Here is a 25,752-nt window from a genome sequence, read left to right on the forward strand (position 1 = left end):
AACATGAAAGTGACTATCCGCATTTGGGATTTCCCCACCAGGTTATTCCACTGGTCATTGGTGCTTGCCGTAGTGGCGGCCTATATCACCGCGACCTTGGGCGGCAATCTGATGGACTGGCATGGGCGCATCGGGTCGTTCATCTTAGGGTTGCTGGTTTTCCGGCTGATCTGGGGTTTTGTCGGCTCGACTTATGCTCGTTTCGGCAGTTTTTTCCCTACCTTGCCAAGGCTTGCCGCTTATCTTAAGGGCCGTTGGCATCACCTTGGGCACAATCCGCTGGGCGCGTTGGCGGTGTTTGCCTTGCTTGCGGACTTGTCGCTGCTGGTGGGGACAGGCTTATGTTCCAGCGATGACATTGCCTTTGAAGGGCCGTTATTCAAACTGGTCAATGATGAGTCCTTGAAAGATAAGTTAAGTGGCTTGCACGCCCAGGCCTTCAACTTTTTGTTGGTGTTGCTGGCGCTGCATATCGCATCCATAGGCTTTTACCGCGTCATAAAAAAGACCAATTTGATCTTACCGATGCTGACAGGCAAGAAAGAAGTGCCTAAAGCGTTGGCAATCCCAGTGACAGGCGGTGGCCCGGTACGGTTTTTCACCACTGTCATTATCGCCGGTGCGGTAGTTTGGGGTGTTTGGGGTGGCGTGGAATTGATCAAACCCGTCGAAAGCGCCCCGGTGCCGGTCACCACACCAAGTTTTTAAAGCAATAATAATTTTTAAACCCTTCAGGAATTGAACCATGAAAACAAAACTGACCTTAGCCATTATCCTTGCAACAGCCACCGCCGCCGCAGTCGCCGGCCCGGTTGAGGAACAAATCCGTTTCCGCCAATCGGCGTATTCATTTTTGGGCTGGAACACCGGAAAAATCAAGAAACAAGTCGTCGACCATCCTGAAACGTTCAACAAAGACTATGTCGCCGCTGCCGCGAATGCCATCGCCGCTGTTGCCAATTCCGGATTGGGTGAATTGTATGGCGCGGGTACCGACCAAGGCATTGGCTGGAAAACTAGCCGCCTGAGACCTGAATTTTTCCAAAAGAAGGATGAAGTGACCGTCGTCGCCAATCATTTTAATGAAGCCGCCAATGAATTGGCGAAAGTGGCGGCAACCGGTGACATCAACGCGATTAAAACCCAATTTGGCAAACTCGGTGAAACGTGCAAGGGTTGCCACGATTTGATCCGGATTAAGGAATAAAATCGGGTGCTTAGATCCCGGCCGGAACGGGTGTTTACCCGTTCCGTAACGTTTTAAGCATCTATAGGCATGTTGGAACGTTAAGGGCGGGGTTACGAAACCCGGCCCGGCTACGGCCTGACAGGCCTTTCCCTGTAATAAAAAACCTAACTGTCCAGGAGAAAACGCTATGCCCCCATTCCCTTACACACGCCGTGATTTTCTAGCCAATGCCTCCGCAGGCGTCGCTTTGGCGGCCTTCTCGCTGGATAGCCAAGCCGCGGAGCCGCTAGCGGAAACTCCCCCCAAACTGTCGCTGACCTCATCGTTCACAACCGTCCACGAACCCAAGCCTTTGCCGTTCAATCCGGCGAAACTGGATGGCATATCCGAAAAACTGATCCGTTCACATTGGGAAAACAATTACAGTGGTGCGGTAAAAGCGTTAAACACGGTGAAACAAAGGCTTGCCGTCGCTTTGGCAGATGCCGACACCCCGCCTTTCCTTTACAATGACCTCAAACGCGAACACCTGACACGCACGGGTTCCGTGGTCTTGCACGAGCTGTATTTCCATAATCTGGGCGGTTCCGGCAAGGTAGGCGAAACGCTGCAACAAGCCTTGGCGGAGGCGTTTGGCAGTTACGAGGCTTGGGAAAAAGAATTCCGCCGCGTCGGTGCAGGCCTTGGCGGTGGTTCAGGGTGGGTGGTCTTGGGCTATAACTTGCACACGGGCTTATTGGAAAATTATTGGTTGGCAGACCATTTGCATTCCTCTGCTGCGACACTGCCCATTTTGGTGTTGGACATGTACGAGCATGCTTACCAAATGGATTATGGCGCGTCGGCGACGCAATATGTGGACGCTTTTTTCCGCAATGTCCAATGGGATGTGGCGGCGGCCCGATTGGAAAAAGCCCGGAAAATCCAGGCCATTTAATGTGGTTTTGCCCTAAACGGCGCCGGACGTGGTTTGGGGCCCCATCCTTCATGTTTCAAGATAACATGGGCATTAACAATAGGAACGGGTTATGGGCCCGTTCCATCGGCAGTGATATGTCGACGCCGGGCATCAACGCCAGGTTTCTCCCCTCCCCAACATCCCCGGCACTTGGCCGCCCGTTTCCTGAGCCTAACTTTGGCTGTTCACGTAATCTATTTTTCCCAGTATCCCCTCCCCACAGAATTTTTAACCCGATAGCCTTAGGGCAGCGGCCTCCCCATAGTGGCTGGGGCCATCCATCGAATTTTGGCCGATAACCAGATTTCAGGCGCTGATTGCCGCCCAATTAGGATCTGGTTGTTTGCGCCACCTGATAGACGTTTGTCCTAACCAAGCTTTGTCCGCGCTCATCAAACCGTGGCTTGGATGCTATACTAAGGCCGATCCGGGGCAATGGATAGGGCGGGCTATATCGTTGCCTGTCAGTTGCATAGGTATCCACCCAGAATGGCCGCGCCCGTCTGCTTTGGGGCTTACAATCCTCCTGTGTCCCGGAAGTTGCCGGAATGGCGGGCTTATATATGGCAAGTTTTTGAAAATGTTAAGTGTTTTTATGATCCGGGTAAACCCGCTTAGAAAATGACCATGGACATTACCATAACACCCGTTGTTATAAACGATGCCGATGACATCGCCATCATGGTCGGTGAATTGTTGGCTGAAATTATGGCGGCTATAGGTTCCCAAGCGTTCAACTTCAGCCTTGATGATACAAGATCCAGGCTCAAGGCTTTTTTGGGGCAAGGACAGTATGTGGCCTTCATTGCCAAGACCGAGGCGCTTTACCCCGTTGGTTTTATTACCCTAACCGAAAACCATGCTTTATACGCCGAAGGCAGTTTCGGCATCATCCCTGAACTTTTTGTACGCCCCGGGTTCCGCTCACAACGCGTTGGTTTTCGGTTGCTGGGACAGGCCAAGGCATTCGGCCGTGCCCAAGGTTGGAAACGGCTAGAAGTGACTACGCCACCGCTCCCGCCATTTGACAAAACCTTGGCATTTTATGGGCGTGAGGGGTTTGCCGTTACTGGCGGACGTAAGTTGAAGGTGCTGCTGTGAATACCTTGTGCAGGCCGGCCAGGGCCAACCGCACTGGTTAGTGCGCTGGTGAACTTTTTTCCAATTCAGGGGGATTAACCCCATAACTGCATGGAATCCACCCTATGCCAGACATTAGCAGCCCCCATCATCCATGACTTCACCGGCCATCACCCTTATCAATAACTATCGGGCCGTCGATGGCTTATTGTGCACATCCGGGCAGCCCTCAGTTGCCCAGTTGCATGACATTGCCGCCGCAGGTTACTCTGTTGTCGTCAACCTCGCGCTGCATGATGATCTACGGTACGCTTTACCTGATGAACGGGGCCTTGTGCAAGCGCTGGGCATGGATTATCTGCATATCCCCGTACCCTTTGATTCACCTTCGGAAGCCGACCTGCTGGCATTTTTCGCCGCGATGAGGGCATATCAAGGGAAAAAGATGTGGCTACATTGCGCGGCCAATAAGCGGGTCTCAAGCTTTCTGGGTTTATACCGGGTCATCGGCTTGGGTTGGGCGCGTGGGCCAGCGTTCGCCCTGATGGATGGGATTTGGCAGCCTGATGAAGTTTGGTCGTCGTTTATTGCCTCGATGCTGGATAAACAGGGTTGCTGACGGGAAGGCAGCTTCCAGTTAGGCCATTGGCCACCTGCGCGGCCGGGTTAAAATGCCCTGGCAAAAGGAGCCCGGCCGCCTCGGACGGGGCTTCGCCCCAGGGCATTGCCGCCCTGGTTTTTAACGTAATTTTTGATTTTTTAATACCTTACCTGGAGAACTGGAATGAGCCGCCACCAACATGTGCGCTTAATGGCCTCGTACAACGCATGGATGAACGCCAAACTGCTGGAAGCCGCGCTGGAATTGCCGGAAGCCGAACTTATAGCCAATAAAAAGGCCTTTTTCGGTTCCATTTTGGGGACACTCAACCACTTGGTCGTTGCCGACACCATTTGGCTTAACCGTTTTGCTGGCCATCCCGCCCGTTACAGCGCATTGGAGCCCCTCGTTAGCCTGCCGATGCCTGATACGCTTGACCAGATGGTGTGCCCTGACATATTTAGCCTTCAGGCACGGCGCAAGCTGCTTGATGACATTATCCTGGACTGGGCGGATGCGGTTACGGAAGCGGATTTGGATTATGTGCTGCACTACGCCAACACCAAAGGCATTCCGGCGGACAAGAATTTTTATAGCCTTGTCATGCATTTCTTCAACCACCAAACCCACCATCGCGGGCAAATCACCACGTTGCTGTATCAAGTGGGGATTGACATGGGCATCACCGATTTGGTGGCCTTGATCCCTGACGAGCTTTAGCAACAGCCGTGAAATGCCCGCGTCCGTTATGATGGCTGAAAACCAGCGGCCATCAATATCCGCATGGCTAGTGCCCGGCCAGCATTGTTTTGACGGGTGGGGCTTGTAAGGCTCAACCTGACCCGACATTACAAAAATGACGAAGCACTGGCCATTTTACAATGGGCCGAAGTGCGGTTTGGCCGCATCTACCCGCAAGCGCACATAATCCGCCACCCAGCCTTGCCCTTCACTATACAACGTTGGTTTTAGACGTGCGGCCACTTCCTGCAAGAACGCCGCTTTTTGCGCGGGGAGCAGGGAATGGGTAATGCCTTCGGCGAAAATCTCCAGCCATTTGCCGATGCCGCTGGCCAGCGGTGTCGGTCTGGGGATGAGCTGGATATACCGGACAGTAAAGCCTGCCTGTTCCAGCAGTTGCCGGTATTCGTCAGGTTCCGGGAAATACCAGGGATTGACGAAACCGCCCCAGTCAGGGTGTTGCCGGAACACGCCTTCCATCGCCCCGACCAAGGCGGCGATATTGCCCGCCCCGCCGAACTCGGCCACAAAACGCCCGCCGGGTTTTAACGCGGCATACACGCCCCGTACGACCTGTTCCGGTTGCACCATCCAATGCAGGGCGGCATTGCTGAACACGGCATCAAACCGTTCATGGAAATCCAAGGCGCAACCGTCCTGCACATAGGCTTCCAAGCCACGTCGCCTGGCGGCGGCGACCATGTCGGGGCTGGCATCGGCACCTATCACCGTGCAGCCGCAGCGTTGCAGTTGCGCGGTCAAGGTTCCGTCGCCGCACCCCAAATCCAGGATACGCTCGTGCGCTTGGGGGTTGAGCAAGGCCAGCACATCGTTGGCCAAAACCGGCACAAAGGCCGCATGGGTTTGGTAGGATTGGGCATTCCATTCTGGTTGGCTCATCATTATCCCCTTAAAACAGGCTATTCAAAACGGCGGCCAACGATGCGCTGACCATATCACGGTGGCACGCCATGCCCATCTTGCTTGACCCGTCACACCGCAAGCGCACATAACAGGCCGCTTGTGCGTCACTGCCTTGGCCTATGGCATGTTCGTGGTAATCGCTGATGTCGAAAGTCCGGCCAAACTGCCTTGCCAGTGCGTCGGCAAACGCCGCCAACACGCCGCCGCCTTGGCCGTTGATGCGGATTTCACCATCCGGCCCCTGCAATTGCGCGGACAATTGGTACAGCGGGGTGACTTGGAAAGCCAGCAAGCGGTAAGCTGTTGGCCGTTCCAGATAATGCCGCCGGAACAAGGCCACCAGTTCCGGCGCGGTGATTTCACGCCCCTTCGTTTCCGATTCCCGTTGCACAATACGGCTAAAACCTTCCTGTAACCAGCGCGGCAGTTGCAAGCCCAAGGCCTGTTCGACCAGGTATGCCGCGCCCGCCTTGCCGGATTGGCTGTTGACGCGGATCACTTCATGGTAACTGCGCCCGACATCCCTGGGGTCTATCGGCAAATACGCGACTTGCCATGGGTCGCCATCGTGGTAAGAGTTGAGGCATTTCTTGATCGCGTCCTGGTGGCTGCCGGAAAACGCCGTGAACACCAAATCACCAACGTACGGGTGGCGCGGATGGATGGGGATGTCGATAAACCCGCTGACTTGCCGGGCAATCCGGTCCAAATCCGACAAATCCAATCCAGGGTCAACGCCTTGGCTGTACAAATTCATCGCCATCACCGTGATGTCCAGATTGCCGGTGCGCTCGCCGTTGCCCAACAACGTGCCTTCAACCCGTTGCGCCCCCGCCAACACCGCCAGCTCGGCGGAGGCGACGGCGCAACCCCGGTCATTGTGGGTGTGCACGCTTAAGATGATCGCCTCGCGCCGCTTGATATGGGTGCTGAACCATTCGATCTGGTCGGCGTAAACGTTGGGCGTCGCCATTTCCACGGTGGACGGCAAGTTGATGGTCACGGGACAGCCTATTGTCGGTTGCCACACGTCACACACCGCTTCGCAAATCTCCAGCGCATAATCCAGTTCCGTGGCGTTGAAACTTTCCGGCGAATATTCAAATCGCCATTGGGTGTCCGGTTGCATGGCGGCGCAAGCCAATATGGTTTTTGCGCCCGTAACCGCCAAGGCGGTGATGCCTTCTTTGTCCATCGCAAACACTTTGTCGCGCTGGAGCTTGGACGTGGAGTTGTACAAATGCACCAACGCCTGTTTCGTGCCGCGCAAGGCCTCGAAGCTGCGGGTGATAAATGCCGGACGGGCAGGGGTCAACACCGACACGGTCACATCGTCAGGGATCAGGCCGCCTTCTATCAACAGCCTGGCAAAATCAAAATCCGTTTGCGAGGCGGACGGGAAACCGATTTCGATTTCCTTAAAGCCGATGGTCACCAGCAACTTGAAAAACTCCAGTTTCTGGGCGATCGACAAGGGGTTGACCAAGGCCTGGTTGCCGTCGCGCAAATCGACGCTGCACCAGCCCGGCGCTTGTGTGATCTGGCGGTTTGGCCATTGCCGGTTAGGCAAGGCGATGACTTGTAAGGGTTGGTATTTGCGGTGGTTAAAGGTTTTGTCCATGCTCTTTTCCTAAACACAATGGGGGGTTGGCTTCGGCCTGATGGCCAGGGTACGGGCAACAGTATAGAAAAACGGCATGGGTGAATGATTGTTTTTATTGTCAAATAACTACTTATTTTTGCAATTTATCACCATTAATTTAGAATTAAATGGAAATTAATTTTTTTATTAACCAATAACCGGCAATTTAAAATAGGATGGGCAGATGAAGCTGGACAAAATGGACAAGCGCATCTTGGACGAGATGCAGAAAAATGCCCGCATTTCCAACCTGGAGTTGGCGGATAAAATTGGCTTGTCACCGTCACCGTGTTCGCGGCGGGTCAAGCAACTGGAAGACGAAGGCCTGATCGACCGCCACGTCACGTTATTGAACCAGTCGAAACTGCAACTCAAGCTAATTGCATTGATCCAGGTCAGCATGGATTTGCACACCCCGGAGCGTTTTGAAACTTTTGAGGCGGAAGTGAGGAATTACCCCGAAGTGCTGGAATGCTACCTGATCACTGGGCAGGCGGCGGATTATTTGTTGAAGGTCATCGTGCCGGATATGGAGTGTTACCAGGAATTCCTGCTCGGCAAGCTGACGCGGATCAACGGCGTCAGCGGCGTGCAGTCCAGTTTTGTGCTACGCAAGGCGGTGGACACCACCGCCTTGCCGTTAGGGCATTTATGATGGGTCTTTAAAAAACTAACAAAAAACAAAATCCCCTCGCCGCTGACTCTATATAATAGGCGGCTTTCTCTTCCCCTTTAGCTTCTGTAGACCTTAATTCATGCCTTTATTACGTTTAACCAATGTTTCCATCGCTTTTGGCACCCACGCCTTATTAAAAAACGCCGATTTCCAGCTCGATGCTGGCGAGCGGGTCGGTTTGCTGGGCCGCAATGGCGAAGGCAAATCCACGTTAATGAAGATCATCGCCGGGAACATTTACGCCGACCACGGTGACATCTGGCAACAACCCGAATTGCGCTTGGCCTGGTTGGAGCAAGCGCCCGAATTGCCGGACGGTGCGACCATTTACGATGCCGTTGCCGATGGCCTGGGCGAACTGGGGCATTGGATCACCCGCTACCATGCCTTATCCATGACGATGGATTATGAAGACCCCAAGGCCTTGGATGAATTGGGCGATTTGCAGCATAAGCTCGAAGCGCATAACGGCTGGCATTTCCAACAACGGGTGGATACCACCTTAAGCAAGCTGGGTTTGCCTGGCGAACTGATCGTCGATAGCCTGTCCGGCGGTTGGAAACGCCGCGTCGCTTTGGCGCGTGCTTTAGTCATCGAACCGGAAGTGCTGCTGTTAGATGAACCGACCAATCATCTGGATTTCGAGAGCATTTTGTGGCTGGAAGAACAAATCCTTAATTTCCAAGGCGCGGTGTTGTTCGTCACCCATGACCGGGCGTTCCTACAAAAACTGGCGACCCGCATTGTGGATTTGGACCGCGGCAACTTGGTGTCCTGGCAAGGCACCTACGACGATTACCTGCGCCGCAAGGCCGCCGCGTTGGAAGATGAGGCCAACCAAAACGCCGAATTCGACAAGAAACTTGCCGAAGAAGAAGCCTGGATACGCCAAGGCGTAAAAGCGCGGCGCACCCGCAACGAAGGCCGCGTCCGCGCCTTGGAAAAGCTCCGCGCCGAACGTGCCCAACGCCGCAATACCCAAGGCACGGCGCGTCTGGCCTTGGAAAGGGCCGATGCCTCCGGTAAAAAAGTCATTGAGGTTAAAGACATCAGTTTTGGTTATGGTGAAAAAACCTTGATCAGGAACTTCTCCACGCTGATCCAGCGCGGTGACAAAGTCGGCCTGATCGGTGCGAACGGCGCCGGCAAATCCACCTTGTTGAAACTGTTGCTTAAACAGCTTGAACCGACATCCGGTAGCGTCGAGCAGGGGACGCGTCTGGAAATCGCCTACTTCGACCAATTGCGCGACCAGCTCGACCCCGAAATGACCGTTGCCGAAACCGTCGGTAATGGCAGTGATTTTATCGAGATTGGCGGCAACAAACGCCATGTCATGTCGTACTTGGGCGATTTCCTGTTCGCACCCGCCCGCGCCCGTTCGCCGGTAAAAAGCTTGTCCGGCGGCGAGAAAAACCGTCTGTTATTGGCGCGCTTGTTCACCAAGCCCGCCAACCTGATCGTCATGGACGAACCGACCAACGACTTGGATTTGGAAACTTTGGAATTGCTGGAAGAAAAACTCATCAATTTCGAAGGCACCTTATTGCTGGTCAGCCATGACCGGGCTTTCCTTGATAACGTCGTCACCAGCGTGTTTGTGCTGGACGGTTCCAGCAAAGTGCAGGAGTTCATCGGCGGCTACAGCGATTGGCTGGCCTACACCGAAAGCAAGGCCCAACAGCAAACCGCCGCGCCAACCGTCAAAAAAAACCAGCCGATCCAAGCGATTGAAACGAACAGCGGCGCCAAGAAGAAAAAACTCAGTTACAAAGAACAGCAGGAACTGAAAGAAATCCCCGGGTTGATTGATCAATTGGAAACCCAACAAGCCGGGCTGACCCAACAAATCGGTGACCCGGATTTTTATAAAAATCCGCCCGATAAAGTCAATAAGGCGTTAGATGATTTGAAAAAATTAGAAGCCCAACTCGCGCAAACTTACCAACGTTGGGACGAACTGGAAGCGGCTAACGAAGCGTAGGCAAATTGTTAGGCCTTGCCGTGTCATTTGGGGCGTTGAAGTTTTAATGAAGCTAAATAATTCATAAAACTGATTGCAACATAAGGCAAACTGCATTATCCTATCGGGCTATCTGTAGCCCTACAGAACAGATCAGGAGAGATGGCCGAGCGGTCGAAGGCGCACGCCTGGAAAGTGTGTATACGGCAACGTATCGAGGGTTCGAATCCCTCTTTCTCCGCCAAACAAGCATCCAGCGAGGTGCAAAGAAGTACAAAAACCCGCAAGTCACAAGGCTTAGCGGGTTTTTTATTGTCCAATCAATTGTTGTACGGCATTGACATACCCAATACCAATGATGCCAAATGCCGTAATACTTCCAAATGAATGGTTTTGATTGGATTATGCCGTTAATGCGTTTTTTTTTGATGCTGTAATTTTTTAATTAAAAAGTTGATATAGTCATCAAAATTTTTATTATCGGGCAAGGGGTAATTTTTAGGATCATAAGGGATGGTTTTAGGTTCTTCCAAATCCTCAAATTTATAGATAAGAAACCTAAAATAATGGCGTTGGGCTAAGGCATGGCCTTGCTGGTAAATTTCTTCATAACGGCTTACTGGGCCAGCTTTTTTGAGAAATTGAGCGAAGAAAAACAAGGCTTCAACGCAATAGTATTTGATGTGTTTTAAGTTATCTATAGCCTTTTCATACAGCTCGGTGGCTATCTCTGTATCGGTTTCGGCAAAAGCCAAAATGAGTTGTTGCAAGCCTTGGGTATAGGGATTGATCATCACCAATTGCTTGACTAGGGATTTGTCAATAACACCCATTTTGGCTTTGATGTAGTGGCAGGTTGTTCTTTCAATATGCTGTTTCTCATAAAGGGATTTTAGATAATTATCCAATGCTTCACTATTTAAGGTGTTGCAATTAAAGTCTATTTCAAAAGATATGAAATCAGCATCTGCAAGTGATTTAAGCGTTTGGTTGTATTCGCCAATATAAAATAAACCGCCATTGTAGCTATCTCCCACATAATTAATTTTTTCAAATATTCCTGCACAAAAATAAGCATCTCCTTCCATGCTATAAATGCTTAGTGCTGTGATTAATATACGCCTTTCCACAAACCCTACGTCAGAGTAGGCACGTTTTTCAATTTCATCTTTAGGCAATATTTTATTTAATTGCTGAAACACTCTGTCAAAATCACCGTCGAAATAGCGTGAACATAGTGATATTAATTCAAAATATAACTTTTCATCGGCATCGTCTGCAAAATGGCTTTTCTTGGAACGTAGCGCGTTAATAAAATTTTGGTTTGTGCAAATGTTAATAAAAAAAGTACCTATATCTTCTAAGTAATCGAGTAATTTACTTTTTTCATAACTAAACGTATCAATATAGCCAATACTTTTCAAAAAATTATTTTTCTGATCATTAAATCCCGTTAAAGCCACTTGTTCATGCGACGTACTTAATTTTCTAATAATGCTGGCCAATAATTGATTGTATTCAAACGCATTTTTATAATGCTTTTGCATATTGTCACGTTGCTGGAGTTTTTGTTCGGCAAACTTACCAACAATGGATTGCAACCGAATAATCCCGTTATTGTTTTCAATGACGGATTTTTTATCCAGCGCATTGATAATCGCTTCAGTGATACATAAGTGATGAATTTTCTCTTTATTGCCGCCCTTACGCATTTCTTGACTGTTTGCTTTGGTAATGTGCCTTAGGTTTTCCATGTGGATACCGTCAGGAAACAGCGACAGCAATTCAAAAATCATTTTCTCGTCTTCACTTAAATAGCGGTAAGAAAAATTGATGGAAGCATACAGGGATTTTTTGCGCTCGATATTGGTGTCGGCGTGGCTGTCAAATGCGGCCATGTCTGCATCGGTCAGTTTTTGAAAAATATCCGCTTCCAGCTCTTGCTTTAAGGCGGCAAAATCTTTGCCTTTGGGTAAGTTATCGGTGATGATTTTAATTGCTAAGGGATTGTTGTCTAACAGGGTTTCTAGGATTTCTTCCCGCAGGAATTTTTGGTCTGGTTCAGACAGTTTTTTACTTATCTCTTTGATGAACAAATCTAAAGCTTCATCGGTGCTAAAACGCCGCAGCTCATAAGGTTGTTCGCAGTCTAGCCCCAGGAGTTCCCTTGACGTCACTACCACGGTGACATAATCGCAAATAAAATTTAAAAAGGCCTTAATTTCGTCGGCATCCGGCAAATGCAGCAAGGTTTCGGCGTTATCTAAAATCAATAGTCCGTCTTTGGCTTCATAATACTGTTGTATATGGGCTTTAACATCAATGGCTTGCTCCAGATTAAACGTTCTTGCTACGTTAAATTCAAACAATTTATAATCGCTGATAAATTCGCAATCGACAAAATCAATGCCGCCTGTAAAAAAGCCCCGTTCCGCCAAAGCGACGGCCAGTTTTTTTATCGTGTGGGTTTTGCCAATGCCACCAGCACCTTTTACGGTGATAAACCCATTTTTCTGATCCCTTAAGTCGGTTATTTTTTTACAGATGTTTTCTAAATCCGTGGTTCTGCCGACATAATTCCGCGTTGTTTTCGGGTCTATCGAATTGGGTAAAAGTGGTTTGTGGCGGTGTTCTTGATAAGAGCTGGTTAATTTTTCGAATTGTAAGGCTTCGCGATTGGCAAACAACTTGTTGTCATCCGTAATAGCTAATTTTGTAAAGGCCTGGAAGATAAAGGTTTCAATCTCGCTTTTTGAAAGGGCTGGAAAAACAATGGTGGGTAGCGATAAGCCATTAAGCTGGGCGAGGTCTACGGATTGGTCGAGAAAAATAAACAAACCTTTGGTGTTTGTATTGCCGATATTGTCCACCAAATCTTTTAACGGCACGGTACGGCTTTTTAAACCATCGCCTTCGATAACGATTTTGTTCTTAATGATTTTTGACAGAATGATTAGGTAGTCATAACCATCAAGTTCGTGCAAGGTGTCATAACTGAGGTAAAAATAATCGACGGTGCATTTGAGTCTTTTAAAAGCCTTTTCTTGTTCGCTGTAATCGTATTGTTTATCTATTGGGTTGACGGTCAGGATGGCGATTTTTTGCTCTAGCGCTGTTGGTGCAATGGGGCTGGTAGGTGGAAATGCTAACGCGGGTGCTGGTTCAGTTGAAGCGATAAAATTTTCGCAAACGGTTGGTGATTTATTGGTCTGAGGTGTCGGAGTTAAAATTCGGTTTGGTAGAGAAGGGATGGTAAATGGAAAGCGTCCATCGTCATCTTCATTCAGATTAATATCGGTATTTTTAGTCCACTGTTGGTCTTTATCTAAGTATTTATAAAACTGGATTTTGCCGTTGCTCATATCTAAATCTAATACGCCGACATTAAAAGAATTTTCGCTGGTTCTAGTTTCATAACATGCCCCCGCGCCAATAATTACCGTTTTACCCGCCGAATCGCGTTGGTCCGTATTGCTGGGGTCGTGGAAATGCCCCGTTAAAATTAAGTCCGCCCGTTGTTTGAGCTGATTTAGCTGACTGACTTCACATGGGTGAAAACAGCTAAACGGATGATGGAAAAGGGCTAGCGTTAATGCAGTTTCGTTGGTTAACAACTGAAGCGCTTGTTTAATTTGATAGGTGCCAAACGCTAACTTTTGCTTGTCGTCATCTTTATAGCCAGCAAATAGGGCGGAATTTAAGCCCAGTAGATTGATTGTGAAAGATTTATTTGGAATTTCAATGGGCTTTGCAAATAGGTAGTGCTGTTCGAGTTGGCAATCTAACTCTAGATAATCCTTAGAAAACTGATAAAACGCCTCTAGTTTGCGAAGCAAAATATGCTGAGTCTCTTGATTGCTTAAAATTTCTCCGATTTTGTCACTGGTTTCAAATATACACAAACTACCGTGTAGTAATTTATTTATTTTTTCACGATCTACATCATGATTGCCCGGCACAATAAATAATTGCTGTTTGCTTAATCCGGTGATGGTTAACAATTGGTTACAAAACTCTTCTGCAACTTGATATTCATCAGGTTTTCCGGAATACGCCAAATCACCCGTAATAAAAATCAGGTCAGGCTGTATACCTTTTTTAATTAAAAGCTTATTAATAGCATCTAATAAAGAACGGATAACTATATCTTGATTGATGCTTTGGACTGTCCAATCTTTAGCTTTTGGTAAAGCTGTCAAATGCAAGTCTGATAAATGTAACCAAGTCAGGGTATTACTCATTCTTAACCTTATTTATGTGGGGATTTAGCGTTTAAGCATATTCGAGGCTGAGTCAACCAGAATTCTTTGTATCGGTGCTTTTGTGATCTATTTTTCGAAAACTGGGGCGGATGGTTGGTTGGTGAACATCGCCGATTTTGACTCATTCCGTACATTATCACTATCAAAAGCCTAACGTTGCAAAAAAAGAGTCTTCATCAACGCCCTTCGCCAGGGGGGGGGGGGTTCGCCGTTGGCTTTGGCGGCCTCGCGTTGTTCCAGTTTGTTTAGCCGTTGTTTGATATTCATGTCCCGCCCTATCTTTAGAGTAGGCCGTTTTTGATGCTCATGATTTTAGCTCCAAGTGACGCGGTCTGTCAGGGCACGGCGGCCAATTATGCCGACGAGAAGCTGGAGGCCACCCTGCATATCTCGGAAAAAATCAAGGAGGGTTTTGCTGTTTTGCCAAAACAGTGAGTGGTCGAACGGGCCTTCGCTTGCTTGGGCGGTTCCCTCGGCTGGCAAAGGGGGTTGGGATACTGGCCGCCTCCGCCGAAAATATTGTCCGTATCGCCATGGTCAAAATGACGCTTGCAGAATGTGTTTAAACTTTTTCCAGACAGATTCTTAAAACACGCACTGAAAATAATCCGGTCTTATCGGCCAAAGCCTTATAATGCACGCCCCGTTATGCCTTAAAACGGCAACGGCTTGATAGCAACGATAGAAGGGCAATTATGGATAACAGTAAAATAGGCCACCACATCTCCCGGCAGTTTAATACCGAACTCGAAGACATACGCAATAAGGTGCTAGAGATGGGGGGATTGGTTGAGCGGCAGCTGGAGTTGGCCATCCAGGCATTCACCACCAATGATGTGGAAACCGCCGAACTTGTCATCAAACAGGACAATCAGGTGAATGACATGGAAGTGGAAATCGACCTGGAATGCACGCAGATTATTGCCTTAAGACAGCCCACCGCGTTTGATTTGCGGTTGTTGCTTACAGTCATCAAGATTATCAGTGAGTTGGAAATCGCTGGCGACCACGCCGAACGGATTGCCAAAATGTCCATCCAGTTATCGGATACGGATGGCCGGCATGACCAATACCAAGAAATACTGCATATGGCCGATGTGGTGAAGGATATGCTGCATGGTGCGTTGGACGCTTTTGCGAGGATGTCCGTTGACGGCATCACCGTCATCACGGGCAAGGATGAAAAAGTTGACCGTGAATATTCCAGTATTGTCAGGCAATTGATCACCCATATGATGGAAGACCCAAGAAACATCACGCGGACTTTAAATGTGTTATGGACAGTCCGGGCTTTGGAGCGAATTGGCGACCATGCCTGTTACCTTTGTGAGCATCTGGTTTTTATGGTCAAAGGCGAAGCTGTCAGGCATTTGAACCAACAGGAGCTGGAAGAAAAAATGAAAGGTTAAAACCGCGGCGGTTCCAATGCCAGGACGGCTTGTCTTTGGCTGTTAGTGGCTTACAGGCGCGCGGAGTTAGATATTGATGATGTTAGAGAAACCACGGAGGACGCGGATAAGGCCTTGTCCTCCGTGGTTTAGTCCGCTTACAAGCTGCCGTTGGCTTTCAAATAAGTCAACAATTCCCGTAATGCTTCCGGTTTATTGGTGGGTGTGGGTTGGCCGATTTGGTCTTTGGTGTTGATCCCGTGACATGCAGGGCAAGTGCGGATTTCGCCAGGTTGCATGGATAGCCAGTTACGCTCCCTGACCACAAATTTACCTTGCGGGTCGGTCAATTGCCAGCTTAAGGCGCGGCGGGTCGGCAGTAGCATGGCGACAGAGCCGTCATTGGCGATTTTGACGCTGCCTTTGGGGGCGCCGGCGCTTAATGGTGGATTGGCGTTGACGCTATGCAATGGTTGCGCCAATACGCGGCGGCCAGCTTTAGGTGTCGATGAACAACAGCCTGTCAGGCCACGTATTTGGTCGGCCTGGAACGCTTGGAAATGCGCCACTTCATAGATTTTTCCATTGTTAGTCGCGGTTTGTGTGCCGGAACCCGCGACCGCCAAATTAAACGGTTGCTGCTTGTCGCTGTGGTCGCGTTGGGTGACATTGCGCATCACCGCCAAAGCCAACCTTTTGCTTTTCAGGTATTGCCGCAAACTCGCTTCGCTCACGCCTTCTTCTTGTAAAACTTGCATTTCGGGGGGGCCCAGGGTGGGCAACAGTTTGGCGGGTTTAGGCCGTGCTTTGACTTCAACGGGCTGTAATTCCCACAATTCACTGGTGTAATGGATTAAGGTGTCGGGGCTGTAGTAGGTGATATTTTTGCTGATGCCGTTGGTCAAGGGTTGGTCGGCAGCCCAGGTGCCGTTTGGCAGTTGTTTCAGGGTGCGTATACGGAAGGCATACCGGGCTTGTGGGTAGGTATCCGCATAATCAGGCGAGTTCGTGCCTTCATTCCTATCCTGGCGGGTTTCGAAAGTATGCGCCGCCAGCAAAGTGCCATCCGATAATATCGTAGGGTCACGGTAATGGCCTGAGTTTTCAGGCAAAGGTGTCTCGTTGTCCCCGACAATAGAAGAGGTGCTCTTGTCGGTGAGGTAATCAACCTTCATCTCATCGGCATTATGCGTTGGGGCGACATTGGTCAGGCGCACAATTTGTCCTGAGGCATGGGTGCCGAATTCCGGCGCGTTAATGCCGATAAAGTAGTTGGGATTGGTCGGATCTTGTTTGATCTGGAAAAAATTGCTGATTTTGTTGGGGTTGGAAGGGTTAGTCAAATAGGTCAGCACCGGGTCGTCGGTAAATACGGCGTCGACAAACGAGCCGCCCAATTCATGCCTGCCGATATGGTTGACCAACTCCAATTCACTGCCGTCTTCATGCGCTTGCCAAGGAAAGAAGTGGTTGAAACTGTGGCCATGCAAATTAGTGCCTGCCAATGAAATAGTGTCAAACGTCAGCGGTTCGGGAAACACTTCTTTACGGCTATTGAGGATTTTTGCATTGGCCGCTTCACTTGAATAGTTAAACGTACCGTAATGTTCGCCGTTGCGGTCGCCTGCCGCTTGTTGGTCCTGTTGCAAATGGTCCCAGCGGGTAAAAATCACCCGGCCGTAGCTGTCGATAAATGGATTAAAATCCCCTGAAGGGGCATGGGTCAGCATGACTTGATTGCCTGTATTGGGGTTCAAGCTCCATAACCCCGTGTTTGATGGGGCTTCTTCATATTCGTCCAGTTGCGGATACAAATGCGCTTGGCCGTTACGTGGCTGGTCAGAGACAAAAATAATGCGCCCGTCCGTGCCATAAGTGGGGTTGATGTTATTGTAATTGCTTGGTTGGTTGGCCACCTTGGCGATGACAGGCGTGTCATTTTTGCCTAGGCCAGTGATTTCATAAAGTTGCCAGCGATAAGTTTTCACTTGATAATGCTGGGGCGCGCCAATGACCATACTGAAAATGATTTTTTTACCATTCCAATGCACGGCGGGATCCCGTACCTGGATGGCTTGGTTGCCTTGTAAGCCATTTTGTCCGTAACCCGCTGCGGCGGTCAGGTTTTTCAGGGTGCCATCAGGATAACGTATCCATAAGTCGCCACCGCGTCCAGAAATGTCAATGCTGGCCTGATGGTTGCAGAAAGTGGCGTTAATGGTGCAAAAATCTTGGGGGATAGGCACTTGCGTGACAAATGCGATGGGCGAGGTGATGGCTGCTTGTGCAGGGAGGGATAATTGGGCCAACAGCGCGAGGCTCAGGCCGGTCAGTTTTTTGTTCATTAAGTGAATCCTCTGTTTTTGTAATAGTTAACTGACGTTACGCAGTAACGTCTTTTTATTCCCGTTTGCCGCGCCGAGCACCGCAGATTTTGTCGGGATCAGCCCGCAGGGGCGCGGCAGGGAAGCCGCGCATCGGTAGAGGGGCAGGAAGCCCCTTCTGCCGATCCCCGACAAAATCGAGGAGCGCAAGGCAAAAGCGGCAACCGGGCCGCCTTTTCTTTGGATACTTTCTTTTCAACTGCAAGGATGCAGGAGGTAGGGCAACGCAGGAGCAGTTGCCGAGGCGGCGCAAAAGAAAGTATCCCGCTTGTCGGTGCGGAAACCGACTTTAAATAAACTGTCGCGATAGCGACTCTATACCTCATTTTTCAACAAGACAAAAATGACTGCGTAACATCAGATAGTTAAAGCAAGGCGCCGATAATCAAGGCATGTTCTGATTGGGGGTAATATTTAAATTGGTTGTTGCTATATCGGGCATAACCCACAATGTCACCGTTTGTTATATCTGAATAAAGCCAAAAAAATTCAGTTTGGCTATCCCATTCAAGCTCTGTTTTCAGTGTTTCGTCCAGGCAATCATTGGCTGGGCGTGAATGGTAGACTTCGACTTCGTATTGGCAGTAGCCAGCAAAAACAGGGGCCATCGGCGGTACTTTCTTGGGGAAATTCCGCACCAGCATGAGATGGCCATCATCGTTGCGGTAAGTGATGGCAATGACATGGCCTATCTCAATGCTGTCAATATGCCTTATCACGCGAAAGCCATGCCCCGATTGTATGGCGTTATAGTAAAATGCCGCATTAGGGGTCGTGTCCGCCAGCCATGATTTGAAGCCGTTGCTATCCCATTCTTGGATTTGGTTTACTATGTCAGCCAAGCAACTTAGGCTTTTGTTGCATAAAGACTGGTGGCCATAAAAATAAAGCACCCATTTATGAAACGGGGAGGTGGCCGTATTAATTGACATTTCCATAATGCGTACGCTTGTGGTTATTTCTGAGCCAGGCTTTTATTAAGTTGCTCACCATTAAACTACAAAGCCAGATAAAAAATTGTGCTATACCTACATGGGGGCATGTGATTTATGCACATTACAAACTTTAGTCACCGATCAGAGGAATTTCCTACCATGCTTGAAAATGTACCGCTGTTTGAATCACTGTCGCCTGAAGACCGTTCAGAGCTGGAAGTGGGAATACATACGCAATTTTTCACTCGAGGCTCCGTTCTGGTTGGTCAAGGCGAAGCGTCCAATAATTTGCTCTATATCGTGTTGTCGGGAAGGCTGAAAGTGTTTACGAGCAATGAAGAAGGCCGTGAACTTTTGCTGGATTATCTTGTGGAAGGCGACACTTTCGGGGAATTGTCGCTATTTGACGATGAGCCGCGTTCGGCAACGGTGATGACGGTCGAGGATTGCAAGATCGGCCTGTTTCCGCGGGCTTTCCTGTTCACCTGCCTGCAAAACAACCCGAACATCGCCATTGAGCTGTTGAGGACGGTGATTAAAAGGATGCGCAATACGACCGAACAGGTCAGCAGCCTGGCGTTGCTGGATATTTATGGCCGGATTGCCAAGGTGCTGACGGGCATGGCGAAACCCCAAGAAGACGGCAGGCTGGTCACTGACACCTTGACGCATCAGGAGCTTTCAACGATGGTCGGTTCGTCACGCGAAATGGTCACCCGTATCCTCAATGACCTGAAACGCGGCGGTTATGTGGGCATTGACAACCATCGTATCGAAATCAAAAACCGCTTGCCGTTACGCTGGTGATTTGCGGGTAAGCGTTTGTGGCGATTTCTGAAAAACAAAAAAAAATCCTATCGCTATTGGCTGACGGCGGCTTCCATTCCGGCACCGAACTGGCGAAGCATCTGGGCGTGAGCCGCTCGGCTATCTGGAAACAATTGGCGGGGCTGGCTGAATTGGGTTTGCCGCATGCCGCCGTCAGCGGCAAAGGTTATAGGCTCGAGACCCCTTTGGAATTGTTGGCCGAATCTGCGATTACCGCCGCGCTCGAACCCCGCCTACGGCCATTATTGCAACGGCTGGAAATCCATGACCAAATTGATTCGACCAGCGCCCATTTGGGCAAACAAGCCCAGTTGGGCGCCCCTTCAGGGACAGTGTGTTTTGCCGAGCACCAGACCGCAGGCAAAGGCCGCCGGGGCCGGCAATGGGCGTCACCGTTCGGCAGCAACCTTTATCTCTCCATACTTTGGCGGTTCCAATACGGTTACGCCAGCACTTCAGGCCTAAGCCTTGCGCTGGGCGTCGCCGTCATCCGTGCCTTGCAACAGCAGCAGATCCATCCTGTTGGCCTAAAATGGCCGAATGACATCATCAGCGCGGGCAAAAAATTGGGCGGCATCTTGGTTGAAGTGTCGGGTGAAAGCGAAGGGCCGTGCGCGGTGGTCATTGGTTTAGGGCTTAACCTTTATTTGCCGGACGCCGCCGCACAAGGCATTACCCAAGCCTGGACGGATGTCAGCAAGGTCAAACCTGGCCACTCCATTAGCCGCAACCAGTTCGCAGCCAGCGTGCTTAACCATTTGCTCGCCGTGTTGGCGGATTTTGAAACGCTCGGCATGCGGCATTATCTTGACGAATGGCGGCGTCACGACTGCCTGCAAGGCCAAGCCGCCACCTTGTTTATCGCGGAACAACCGTATCCGGGCATTGTGCAAGGCATAGACGAAAATGGCCTGCTCCTATTGCAACATCCCGATGGCAAAACCCAGGCCTTCGCCTCCGGAGAAATCAGTTTTAGCCGTGCATGCCCATGAAATTGCTGATAGACATGGGCAATAGCCGCCTGAAATGGGCGGTGGAAAACCAAGGCCAGCTGGCTGGCGGGATTGCCGTAAACAACGGGCTGCTCAGCGCAGAAACGCTACGGCAACGTTGGCACGCACTGCCACCGCCAAGCTGCATCGGCATCGCTAGCGTCAGCGCCGGGCCTTTGCTTGCCTTAGTGGCAAGCATGGCGGCCGAGTTGTGGCCCGATGCCCGGATAATCCAGGCCAAATCCCAAAAACAGGCGTTTGGTGTGACCAATGCATACCAGCAACCGGAAAAACTGGGCGTGGACCGTTGGTTGGCGTTAATCGCCGCCCATCGGCATTATCCGGCGGCGGCGTGTGTGGTCGATTGCGGTACGGCGATCACCGTCGATTTGCTGGAAGCGAATGGCGAACATCGCGGCGGTTACATCAGCCCGGGCCTCGCCCTCATGAAACAAGCCCTCGCCCAGGGCACCAACGCCTTGCCCCTGATCGACAGCCATTATCCTGACCAACCCGCGCAATCCACCGAAGCCGCCATCCATAGCGGCACGCTGCTGGCCGCCAGGGGGCTTATCGAACACGTCCTGGCCACCCGCGCCGCGCCCAGCCAATTGCTGCTCACCGGCGGCGATGCCAGCATCATCGCCGAGCACCTGAATATCCCGGCGGTGATAGACAGCGATTTGGTGCTGCGCGGCTTGGCGATAGCGGTAGAAGGGCAAGCATGAAAATCCTGTTTTTTGTTATCGTCCTCGCCAATTTGGTGTTATTCCTTTGGGAATACCGTTCCGGCGCGTTTATCAAGCCTGAAACGCCAGTGATGGAGGGGCTGGAGCCGATTTTGTTGGTGGGCGAGGATAAAAAAGGCCCGCAGGGTAACAGCCAATAAATTCACGGTATGTGGCTTATGGGCAAAACGGCATTGCAATAATGGCGGCCAACCTATCAAAACTAGCGGAAAAATGATCGTCCTTCCCGGTGATCCGTCCTACTTTAGTCCCTAATTCACAAGTGATTGGTGCGATACTTGGCGATAAACAAACCCACCCTATAAGCCCCACAAAACATGTTCATCCTCCATAGCTCGAATAAAACCGAAAACCTCGTGGCGCATTTATCGCATGTGATCGCCAACATGCCGTTAAGCTCGCCCTTTGCTAAGGAAGTGTTCCTGATCCAAAGCCAAGGCATGGAGCGGTGGTTGTCGCAGCAATTGGCGCAGGGATTTAAAGTTTGGGGCAACTACCAGTTCCTGTTCCCGGGCAAATTTTTCAGCGAGATGGCGCAGAAGATTGACAGCCGTTTGAGCGATGCGGCGTTTGACCGGCATTTGATGATGTGGCGCTTGGAAGGCTTGTTGCGGCGGGTGCAGGGGGCGGAGTTTGCCGCCATCCGGCAGTATCTGTCGGGGGCTAACCACGGTTTGAAGCGTTACCAATTGGCGCAGCAATTGTCGCAGTTGTTTGACCAATACCAAATGATGCGCCCGGATATGCTGGAGCTGTGGCAGGGCGGGCAGTTGCTGTACCGCAGCGATACCGAACGCTGGCAAAAAGCACTGTGGTTGCAGGTATTGGGGCAGACGGGGACGCGCCACCGCGGTTTGTTATGGCAGGCGGCGATCAAAAAATTGCTGGACGCGCCCGAAGGCCAGTTCAGCGGCGTGATGCCGGAGCGCATCAGCGTGTTTGGCCTCAACACCATGCCGCCGCTGTTTTTGCAATATCTGCATGGCCTGTCGCGGCATTGTGATGTGCACCTATTCCTGTTGAACCCCAGCCAGGATTTTTGGGCGGACTTGGAAAGCCGCCGCCAGCAAATCTTGCATGAAGACCTCCACGGGCATCCGCTGTTGGCGACCTTGGGACAGCAAGGCCGGGAGTTCCAGGCGATGGTGTTGGAACAAGCCATCCCTTTTGATCTGGAGCCGGACAGTTTTGAACCCACCGGGGCCACAACCTTACTTCACCAACTGCAAAACGACATTTTGACCAACAGCTTGGACGCAATGCCCATGCCCCTTGACGCCTCGCTACGCATCCACGCTTGCCATTCGCGTTTGCGGGAAGTCGAAGTGCTGAAAAACGAGTTGCTGCAAGCGCTGGCGGAGGATCCGGGCTTGGAATTGCGCGATATGGTGGTCATGGCGCCGGACATCCAACAATACGAGCCGTTTATCGCGGCGGTGTTTTCTGACATCCAACACGCGGTTGCCGACCGTAGCTTGCGTTTAAGCAATGACGCGCTGGATGCGTTCATCAATTTTTTAGGCCTCAGCCAAAGCCGGTTTGGTTGGCAAGCGGTGTTGGATGTGCTGGAACAGCCCGTGGTGTATCCTGGTTTTGGTTTGTCGGAAACGGATTTGGAGCTGATCAAGCATTGGGTGTTGGACACGAATATCCGTTGGGGACGGTCCGCCCAACACAAACAGGAGCTGGGCTTGCCGGAAGCCAGTGAACACACTTGGCAAGCGGCGTTGGAGCGTTTGCTGATGGGCTATGCGGTGGGCAATGACGCGGAGTTTATTGATGGCGTGTTGCCGTACCGTGATATTGAAGGTTCCTCGGCGCAAGCCTTGGGCGGTTTGTCCGAGTTCATGAATGTGTTGTTCCGCGCCAGCAAGGAGCTGAAGCAGCCGAAAACCTTGGGCAATTGGAGCAAGCGCCTGTATGTCTACGCTGACCAATTGCTGCAAGCCGTCAGTGCCATAGAACGCCAGCAACTCAATGAATTGCTTGAAGAATTGTCCGCCGGATTGGATGGCGTCCATGATGACAGCGTGGAATTGCAGGTCATCATCAGTTGGTTGGAAGGGGCGGTGGCGGAGCGCAAATCCACGCACGGTTTTTTGCGTGGGCAGTTGACGTTTTGTTCGATGCTGCCGATGCGCTCTATCCCGTTCAAAGTCATTGCCTTGTTAGGCATGAACGACGGTGAATTCCCCAAAATAGACCGCCCGCCGACCTTTGACCTGCTGAGCCAGCATTACCGCAAAGGCGACCGTTCGCGCCGCGCCGATGACCGTTACCAGTTTTTGGAGATTTTATTATCGGCCCGCCAGCGGTTGCTCATCACTTATATCGGGCAGTCGATCACCAGCAATGACAGCATCCCGCCCTCGGTGGTCATCAATGAATTGTTGGATGTGCTGCAAGAAAGTTACCAACTGACGGACATCACCATCAGGCATCCCTTGCAACCGTTCAATGCGCGGTATTTTGGCGGTGCGTCGGCGGATTTGTTCAGCTACTCCGTGGCGGACTGTGCGACGGCGCAGAAACTGGCCGGACGCGATTTGCTGCCGGAGATGGGACCCGTTTGGTGGCAAGGGAGTATTCCGGTTGCTGCCGGGGACGAAACCGCGATTGAAATTAGCGAACTGTTCCGTTTTTTCCGCCATCCGCAACGTTATTTCCTGCAACAGCAATTGGCGGTGCGTTTGACAGGGATCGGAACGGATGCCGAAGAGCGCGAGCCGTTTGCCTTGGGCAAGGCGGAAGCATACACGATTTATCAGGAATGGATTGCCGCACGTTTGCAGGGCGATAATTTGTCGGTAAAAAAACTCCAGGCCCAAGGCCGTTGGCTTTCCGGTGCGCTGGGCGAGCTGGAGTTCAGCCGCCAGCAACCCTTGGTGGATGGCTTTGTCGCAGCCATCCAAGCTAAAAATCTCGGCGCGGCGGTGGATGATTTGCCGATAGACATCAACATCGGCGCCTACCGCTTGATCGGCAAACTGGGCAATTTGTATGAAAACGGCAGTTTGTTCTATCGCTATGCAGGCTTGAAGGGCAAGGATTTTGTCTGTGTCTGGTTGCATCATTTGTTGATGAACCGGATGCAGGTGCAAACGACTTATTTATTAAGCAGCGACAGGGAGTTATGTTTTTTGCCGGAAGATTGCCAGGATGCCGTGTTGCTGGGTTTGTTGGATATTTACTGTGCGGGCCAACAGCAGCCTGATGCGTTTTTTGTCGAAGCGGCTTTGGCGTATATCGACCAAGCGTATAAGTTGGATCATAACGGACGGTCAAAAAAATCGCCGTTGGACGTCGCCAGGGAGCAATTGGAACGTAGCGTGCATTTGGCTTATGAACCTGAACTGCGGCGGCTGTATGGGCAAGCGGATTTGGATGTGTTGCTGGGCGATGTTTTTGAAAGGCAATGCCAAGAACTGTTGCAGGCTGTTTGGAATGCCTTGCAACAAAGGGGGTGATGGCGCGGTGTTTCAATATTCATCGGCGGCGCAACAGGATATAATCCCATTGGCAGACACTGGAGACAACTATGGCTTATTTATTACCCCGCGATGCCTATCTTTTGTTGGAAGAAGCGTTTAACCATGACCGTGCGAAAGCGGAAGTTTTTGCCCATGCGATAGAAACGTCCATCACCGCTATTCAGGATAAAGCAGGCGAGCATATCGTTGATTAAGAAAGAAGCACTCAAATCTACTCTATAACGAACTGCGTTCAGAGTTGGCGACGAAAGAATTCGTCCGTGCTGAAATTAATGGCTTACGCGACGAGATCCACCAAAAAATGGGCAGCTTACATGCTGAAATGAAACAGCAAGGATTACTGTTAAAAACCTTAATCGGCCTGGCGATTTTTGGCCTGACCTTATTCAATCCGGCGTTTGTCAAGCTGGTCGAGCTAATGATGAAGTGATTGCAACAAGGTTTATTTATGTGACAAACGAAGGAGAGTTTCATGGCTTATTCATTACCCCGCGATGCGTTTCTTTTACTGGAAGAGGCGTTCAACCATGACCGCCCGAAAGCGGAAGTGTTTGCCCATGCGATAGAGGCGTCAATCACCGCCATACAAGACAAGGCCAACGAATATATCGTTGACAAAAAAGAAGCAATTAAGTCGGAATTGTATAACGAGCTACGCACTGAATTGGCGACCAAGGAGTTTGTCCGTGCGGAAATAAATGGATTACGCGCAGAAATTAAACAAGACATAAATGACTTGCGTACAGAGCTTAAGCAAGACATAAATGACTTGCGCATAGAGCTAAATGATTTGCGTACAGACGTCAAACAAACTGCCTTGTTATTAAAAATTTTAATCGGGCTGACGATTTTCGGCCTGACCTTATTCAATCCGGCGTTTGTCAAGCTAGTCGAATTGCTAATGAAATAGCAACCACCGCAAACGCACTTCCATCCACAATATTGTTAT

General features: G+C 50.5%; 23 protein-coding genes and 1 tRNA gene. 19 read left to right on the plus strand and 5 right to left on the minus strand.

All coding sequences use genetic code 11. From position 1 onward, the window contains the following. Nucleotides 1-3: 3 nt before the first annotated feature. The 6 genes from METMI_RS0116730 (at nt 4) to METMI_RS0116755 (ending at nt 4,548) form a co-directional block, all read left to right on the plus strand. Nucleotides 4-708: a cytochrome b/b6 domain-containing protein gene (locus METMI_RS0116730; protein ID WP_019867450.1), complete on the plus strand. Its 705-nt coding sequence runs from the start codon at nt 4-6 to the stop codon at nt 706-708. Nucleotides 709-745: 37 nt separating this feature from the next. Then, on the plus strand, nt 746-1,207 hold the full coding sequence (locus METMI_RS0116735; RefSeq protein ID WP_019867451.1) for a cytochrome c: 462 nt from the start codon (nt 746-748) through the stop codon (nt 1,205-1,207). 169 nt (nt 1,208-1,376) lie between these two features. Further along, complete coding sequence (locus METMI_RS0116740; protein WP_019867452.1) at nt 1,377-2,126, plus strand: superoxide dismutase; 750 nt, start codon at nt 1,377-1,379, stop codon at nt 2,124-2,126. A gap of 648 nt (nt 2,127-2,774) precedes the next feature. Further along, nucleotides 2,775-3,248, plus strand: coding sequence for a GNAT family N-acetyltransferase (locus METMI_RS0116745; protein ID WP_198007936.1), 474 nt, complete (start codon nt 2,775-2,777; stop codon nt 3,246-3,248). Nucleotides 3,249-3,381: 133 nt separating this feature from the next. Beyond that, nucleotides 3,382-3,846, plus strand: coding sequence for a protein tyrosine phosphatase family protein (locus METMI_RS0116750; RefSeq protein ID WP_019867454.1), 465 nt, complete (start codon nt 3,382-3,384; stop codon nt 3,844-3,846). Nucleotides 3,847-4,011: 165 nt separating this feature from the next. Then, a complete protein-coding gene (locus METMI_RS0116755; RefSeq protein WP_019867455.1) occupies nt 4,012-4,548 on the plus strand; it encodes a DinB family protein in 537 nt (178 codons plus the stop codon). A gap of 156 nt (nt 4,549-4,704) precedes the next feature. Here the strand turns inward: METMI_RS0116755 and METMI_RS0116760 are convergent, their stop codons facing one another. Further along, on the minus strand, nt 4,705-5,472 hold the full coding sequence (locus tag METMI_RS0116760) for a class I SAM-dependent methyltransferase (RefSeq protein ID WP_232215244.1): 768 nt from the start codon (nt 5,470-5,472) through the stop codon (nt 4,705-4,707). A gap of 7 nt (nt 5,473-5,479) precedes the next feature. Next, entirely contained in the window at nt 5,480-7,114 is a 1,635-nt protein-coding gene (leuA, locus tag METMI_RS0116765) for a 2-isopropylmalate synthase (RefSeq protein ID WP_019867457.1), read from the minus strand. Between the two features lie 205 nt (nt 7,115-7,319). Here leuA and METMI_RS0116770 point away from each other — a divergent pair, with 205 nt between their 5' ends. From METMI_RS0116770 to METMI_RS0116780, 3 genes are all read left to right on the plus strand, one after another. Continuing rightward, on the plus strand, nt 7,320-7,790 hold the full coding sequence (locus METMI_RS0116770; protein ID WP_019867458.1) for an Lrp/AsnC family transcriptional regulator: 471 nt from the start codon (nt 7,320-7,322) through the stop codon (nt 7,788-7,790). Nucleotides 7,791-7,890: 100 nt separating this feature from the next. Further along, on the plus strand, nt 7,891-9,795 hold the full coding sequence (locus tag METMI_RS0116775; RefSeq protein ID WP_019867459.1) for an ATP-binding cassette domain-containing protein: 1,905 nt from the start codon (nt 7,891-7,893) through the stop codon (nt 9,793-9,795). A gap of 135 nt (nt 9,796-9,930) precedes the next feature. Then, a tRNA-Ser gene (locus METMI_RS0116780) sits at nt 9,931-10,018 on the plus strand. A 166-nt stretch (nt 10,019-10,184) separates the two neighbouring features. Here the strand turns inward: METMI_RS0116780 and METMI_RS0116785 are convergent. Next, on the minus strand, nt 10,185-14,015 hold the full coding sequence (locus tag METMI_RS0116785) for a metallophosphoesterase (RefSeq protein WP_019867460.1): 3,831 nt from the start codon (nt 14,013-14,015) through the stop codon (nt 10,185-10,187). Nucleotides 14,016-14,336: 321 nt separating this feature from the next. Here METMI_RS0116785 and METMI_RS28180 point away from each other — a divergent pair, with 321 nt between their 5' ends. Then, nucleotides 14,337-14,471 carry a hypothetical protein gene (locus METMI_RS28180; RefSeq protein ID WP_019867462.1) on the plus strand — a complete coding sequence of 45 codons (135 nt, stop codon included), beginning with the start codon at nt 14,337-14,339 and terminating at the stop codon, nt 14,469-14,471. Nucleotides 14,472-14,731: 260 nt separating this feature from the next. Further along, on the plus strand, nt 14,732-15,445 hold the full coding sequence (gene phoU, locus METMI_RS0116800; RefSeq protein WP_019867463.1) for a phosphate signaling complex protein PhoU: 714 nt from the start codon (nt 14,732-14,734) through the stop codon (nt 15,443-15,445). Nucleotides 15,446-15,582: 137 nt separating this feature from the next. Here phoU and METMI_RS0116805 read toward each other — a convergent pair whose 3' ends face one another. Beyond that, nucleotides 15,583-17,769, minus strand: coding sequence for an HzsA-related protein (locus tag METMI_RS0116805; RefSeq protein ID WP_019867464.1), 2,187 nt, complete (start codon nt 17,767-17,769; stop codon nt 15,583-15,585). A 404-nt stretch (nt 17,770-18,173) separates the two neighbouring features. Then, complete coding sequence (locus tag METMI_RS0116810) at nt 18,174-18,650, minus strand: hypothetical protein (protein WP_156829881.1); 477 nt, start codon at nt 18,648-18,650, stop codon at nt 18,174-18,176. Between the two features lie 252 nt (nt 18,651-18,902). Between METMI_RS0116810 and METMI_RS0116815 the strand changes: the two genes are divergently transcribed. From METMI_RS0116815 to METMI_RS0116850, 8 genes are all read left to right on the plus strand, one after another. Continuing rightward, complete coding sequence (locus METMI_RS0116815) at nt 18,903-19,550, plus strand: Crp/Fnr family transcriptional regulator (RefSeq protein ID WP_019867466.1); 648 nt, start codon at nt 18,903-18,905, stop codon at nt 19,548-19,550. Nucleotides 19,551-19,567: 17 nt separating this feature from the next. Continuing rightward, nucleotides 19,568-20,563 (plus strand): bifunctional biotin--[acetyl-CoA-carboxylase] ligase/biotin operon repressor BirA, encoded by a 996-nt coding sequence (gene birA, locus METMI_RS0116820; RefSeq protein ID WP_019867467.1) that lies wholly within the window; start codon nt 19,568-19,570, stop codon nt 20,561-20,563. After that, nucleotides 20,560-21,291, plus strand: coding sequence for a type III pantothenate kinase (locus tag METMI_RS0116825; protein ID WP_019867468.1), 732 nt, complete (start codon nt 20,560-20,562; stop codon nt 21,289-21,291). The genes birA and METMI_RS0116825 overlap by 4 nt, the downstream gene beginning before the upstream one ends. Further along, a complete protein-coding gene (locus METMI_RS27095) occupies nt 21,288-21,452 on the plus strand; it encodes a hypothetical protein (protein WP_019867469.1) in 165 nt (54 codons plus the stop codon). The genes METMI_RS0116825 and METMI_RS27095 overlap by 4 nt, the downstream gene beginning before the upstream one ends. 177 nt (nt 21,453-21,629) lie before the next feature. Next, complete coding sequence (recC, locus tag METMI_RS0116835) at nt 21,630-24,779, plus strand: exodeoxyribonuclease V subunit gamma (protein ID WP_019867470.1); 3,150 nt, start codon at nt 21,630-21,632, stop codon at nt 24,777-24,779. Between the two features lie 71 nt (nt 24,780-24,850). Next, nucleotides 24,851-24,997 carry a hypothetical protein gene (locus tag METMI_RS27100; RefSeq protein ID WP_019867471.1) on the plus strand — a complete coding sequence of 49 codons (147 nt, stop codon included), beginning with the start codon at nt 24,851-24,853 and terminating at the stop codon, nt 24,995-24,997. A gap of 44 nt (nt 24,998-25,041) precedes the next feature. Beyond that, complete coding sequence (locus METMI_RS0116845; protein WP_019867472.1) at nt 25,042-25,233, plus strand: hypothetical protein; 192 nt, start codon at nt 25,042-25,044, stop codon at nt 25,231-25,233. Between the two features lie 42 nt (nt 25,234-25,275). Then, nucleotides 25,276-25,713 carry a hypothetical protein gene (locus METMI_RS0116850; RefSeq protein ID WP_019867473.1) on the plus strand — a complete coding sequence of 146 codons (438 nt, stop codon included), beginning with the start codon at nt 25,276-25,278 and terminating at the stop codon, nt 25,711-25,713. The last annotated feature ends 39 nt before the right edge of the window (nt 25,714-25,752 follow it).

The organism is Methylovulum miyakonense HT12, assembly GCF_000384075.1.
In the GTDB taxonomy this organism is placed as follows: Bacteria; Pseudomonadota; Gammaproteobacteria; order Methylococcales; family Methylomonadaceae; genus Methylovulum; species Methylovulum miyakonense.

Excerpts from the sequence above, each read along its gene's own strand:
- recC (WP_019867470.1), top strand. The coding sequence starts at position 21,630 with ATGTTCATCCTCCATAGCTCGAATAAAACCGAAAACCTCGTGGCGCAT.
- METMI_RS0116730 (WP_019867450.1), top strand. The coding sequence starts at position 4 with ATGAAAGTGACTATCCGCATTTGGGATTTCCCCACCAGGTTATTCCAC.
- METMI_RS0116850 (WP_019867473.1), top strand. The coding sequence starts at position 25,276 with ATGGCTTATTCATTACCCCGCGATGCGTTTCTTTTACTGGAAGAGGCG.
- leuA (WP_019867457.1), bottom strand. The coding sequence starts at position 7,114 with ATGGACAAAACCTTTAACCACCGCAAATACCAACCCTTACAAGTCATC.
- METMI_RS0116785 (WP_019867460.1), bottom strand. The coding sequence starts at position 14,015 with ATGAGTAATACCCTGACTTGGTTACATTTATCAGACTTGCATTTGACA.
- METMI_RS0116745 (WP_198007936.1), top strand. The coding sequence starts at position 2,775 with ATGGACATTACCATAACACCCGTTGTTATAAACGATGCCGATGACATC.
- METMI_RS0116760 (WP_232215244.1), bottom strand. The coding sequence starts at position 5,472 with ATGATGAGCCAACCAGAATGGAATGCCCAATCCTACCAAACCCATGCG.
- METMI_RS0116825 (WP_019867468.1), top strand. The coding sequence starts at position 20,560 with ATGAAATTGCTGATAGACATGGGCAATAGCCGCCTGAAATGGGCGGTG.
- METMI_RS0116770 (WP_019867458.1), top strand. The coding sequence starts at position 7,320 with ATGAAGCTGGACAAAATGGACAAGCGCATCTTGGACGAGATGCAGAAA.
- METMI_RS0116735 (WP_019867451.1), top strand. The coding sequence starts at position 746 with ATGAAAACAAAACTGACCTTAGCCATTATCCTTGCAACAGCCACCGCC.
- METMI_RS27095 (WP_019867469.1), top strand. The coding sequence starts at position 21,288 with ATGAAAATCCTGTTTTTTGTTATCGTCCTCGCCAATTTGGTGTTATTC.
- phoU (WP_019867463.1), top strand. The coding sequence starts at position 14,732 with ATGGATAACAGTAAAATAGGCCACCACATCTCCCGGCAGTTTAATACC.
- METMI_RS27100 (WP_019867471.1), top strand. The coding sequence starts at position 24,851 with ATGGCTTATTTATTACCCCGCGATGCCTATCTTTTGTTGGAAGAAGCG.
- METMI_RS0116740 (WP_019867452.1), top strand. The coding sequence starts at position 1,377 with ATGCCCCCATTCCCTTACACACGCCGTGATTTTCTAGCCAATGCCTCC.
- METMI_RS28180 (WP_019867462.1), top strand. The coding sequence starts at position 14,337 with ATGCTCATGATTTTAGCTCCAAGTGACGCGGTCTGTCAGGGCACGGCG.
- METMI_RS0116775 (WP_019867459.1), top strand. The coding sequence starts at position 7,891 with ATGCCTTTATTACGTTTAACCAATGTTTCCATCGCTTTTGGCACCCAC.
- METMI_RS0116755 (WP_019867455.1), top strand. The coding sequence starts at position 4,012 with ATGAGCCGCCACCAACATGTGCGCTTAATGGCCTCGTACAACGCATGG.
- METMI_RS0116805 (WP_019867464.1), bottom strand. The coding sequence starts at position 17,769 with ATGAACAAAAAACTGACCGGCCTGAGCCTCGCGCTGTTGGCCCAATTA.
- METMI_RS0116815 (WP_019867466.1), top strand. The coding sequence starts at position 18,903 with ATGCTTGAAAATGTACCGCTGTTTGAATCACTGTCGCCTGAAGACCGT.
- METMI_RS0116750 (WP_019867454.1), top strand. The coding sequence starts at position 3,382 with ATGACTTCACCGGCCATCACCCTTATCAATAACTATCGGGCCGTCGAT.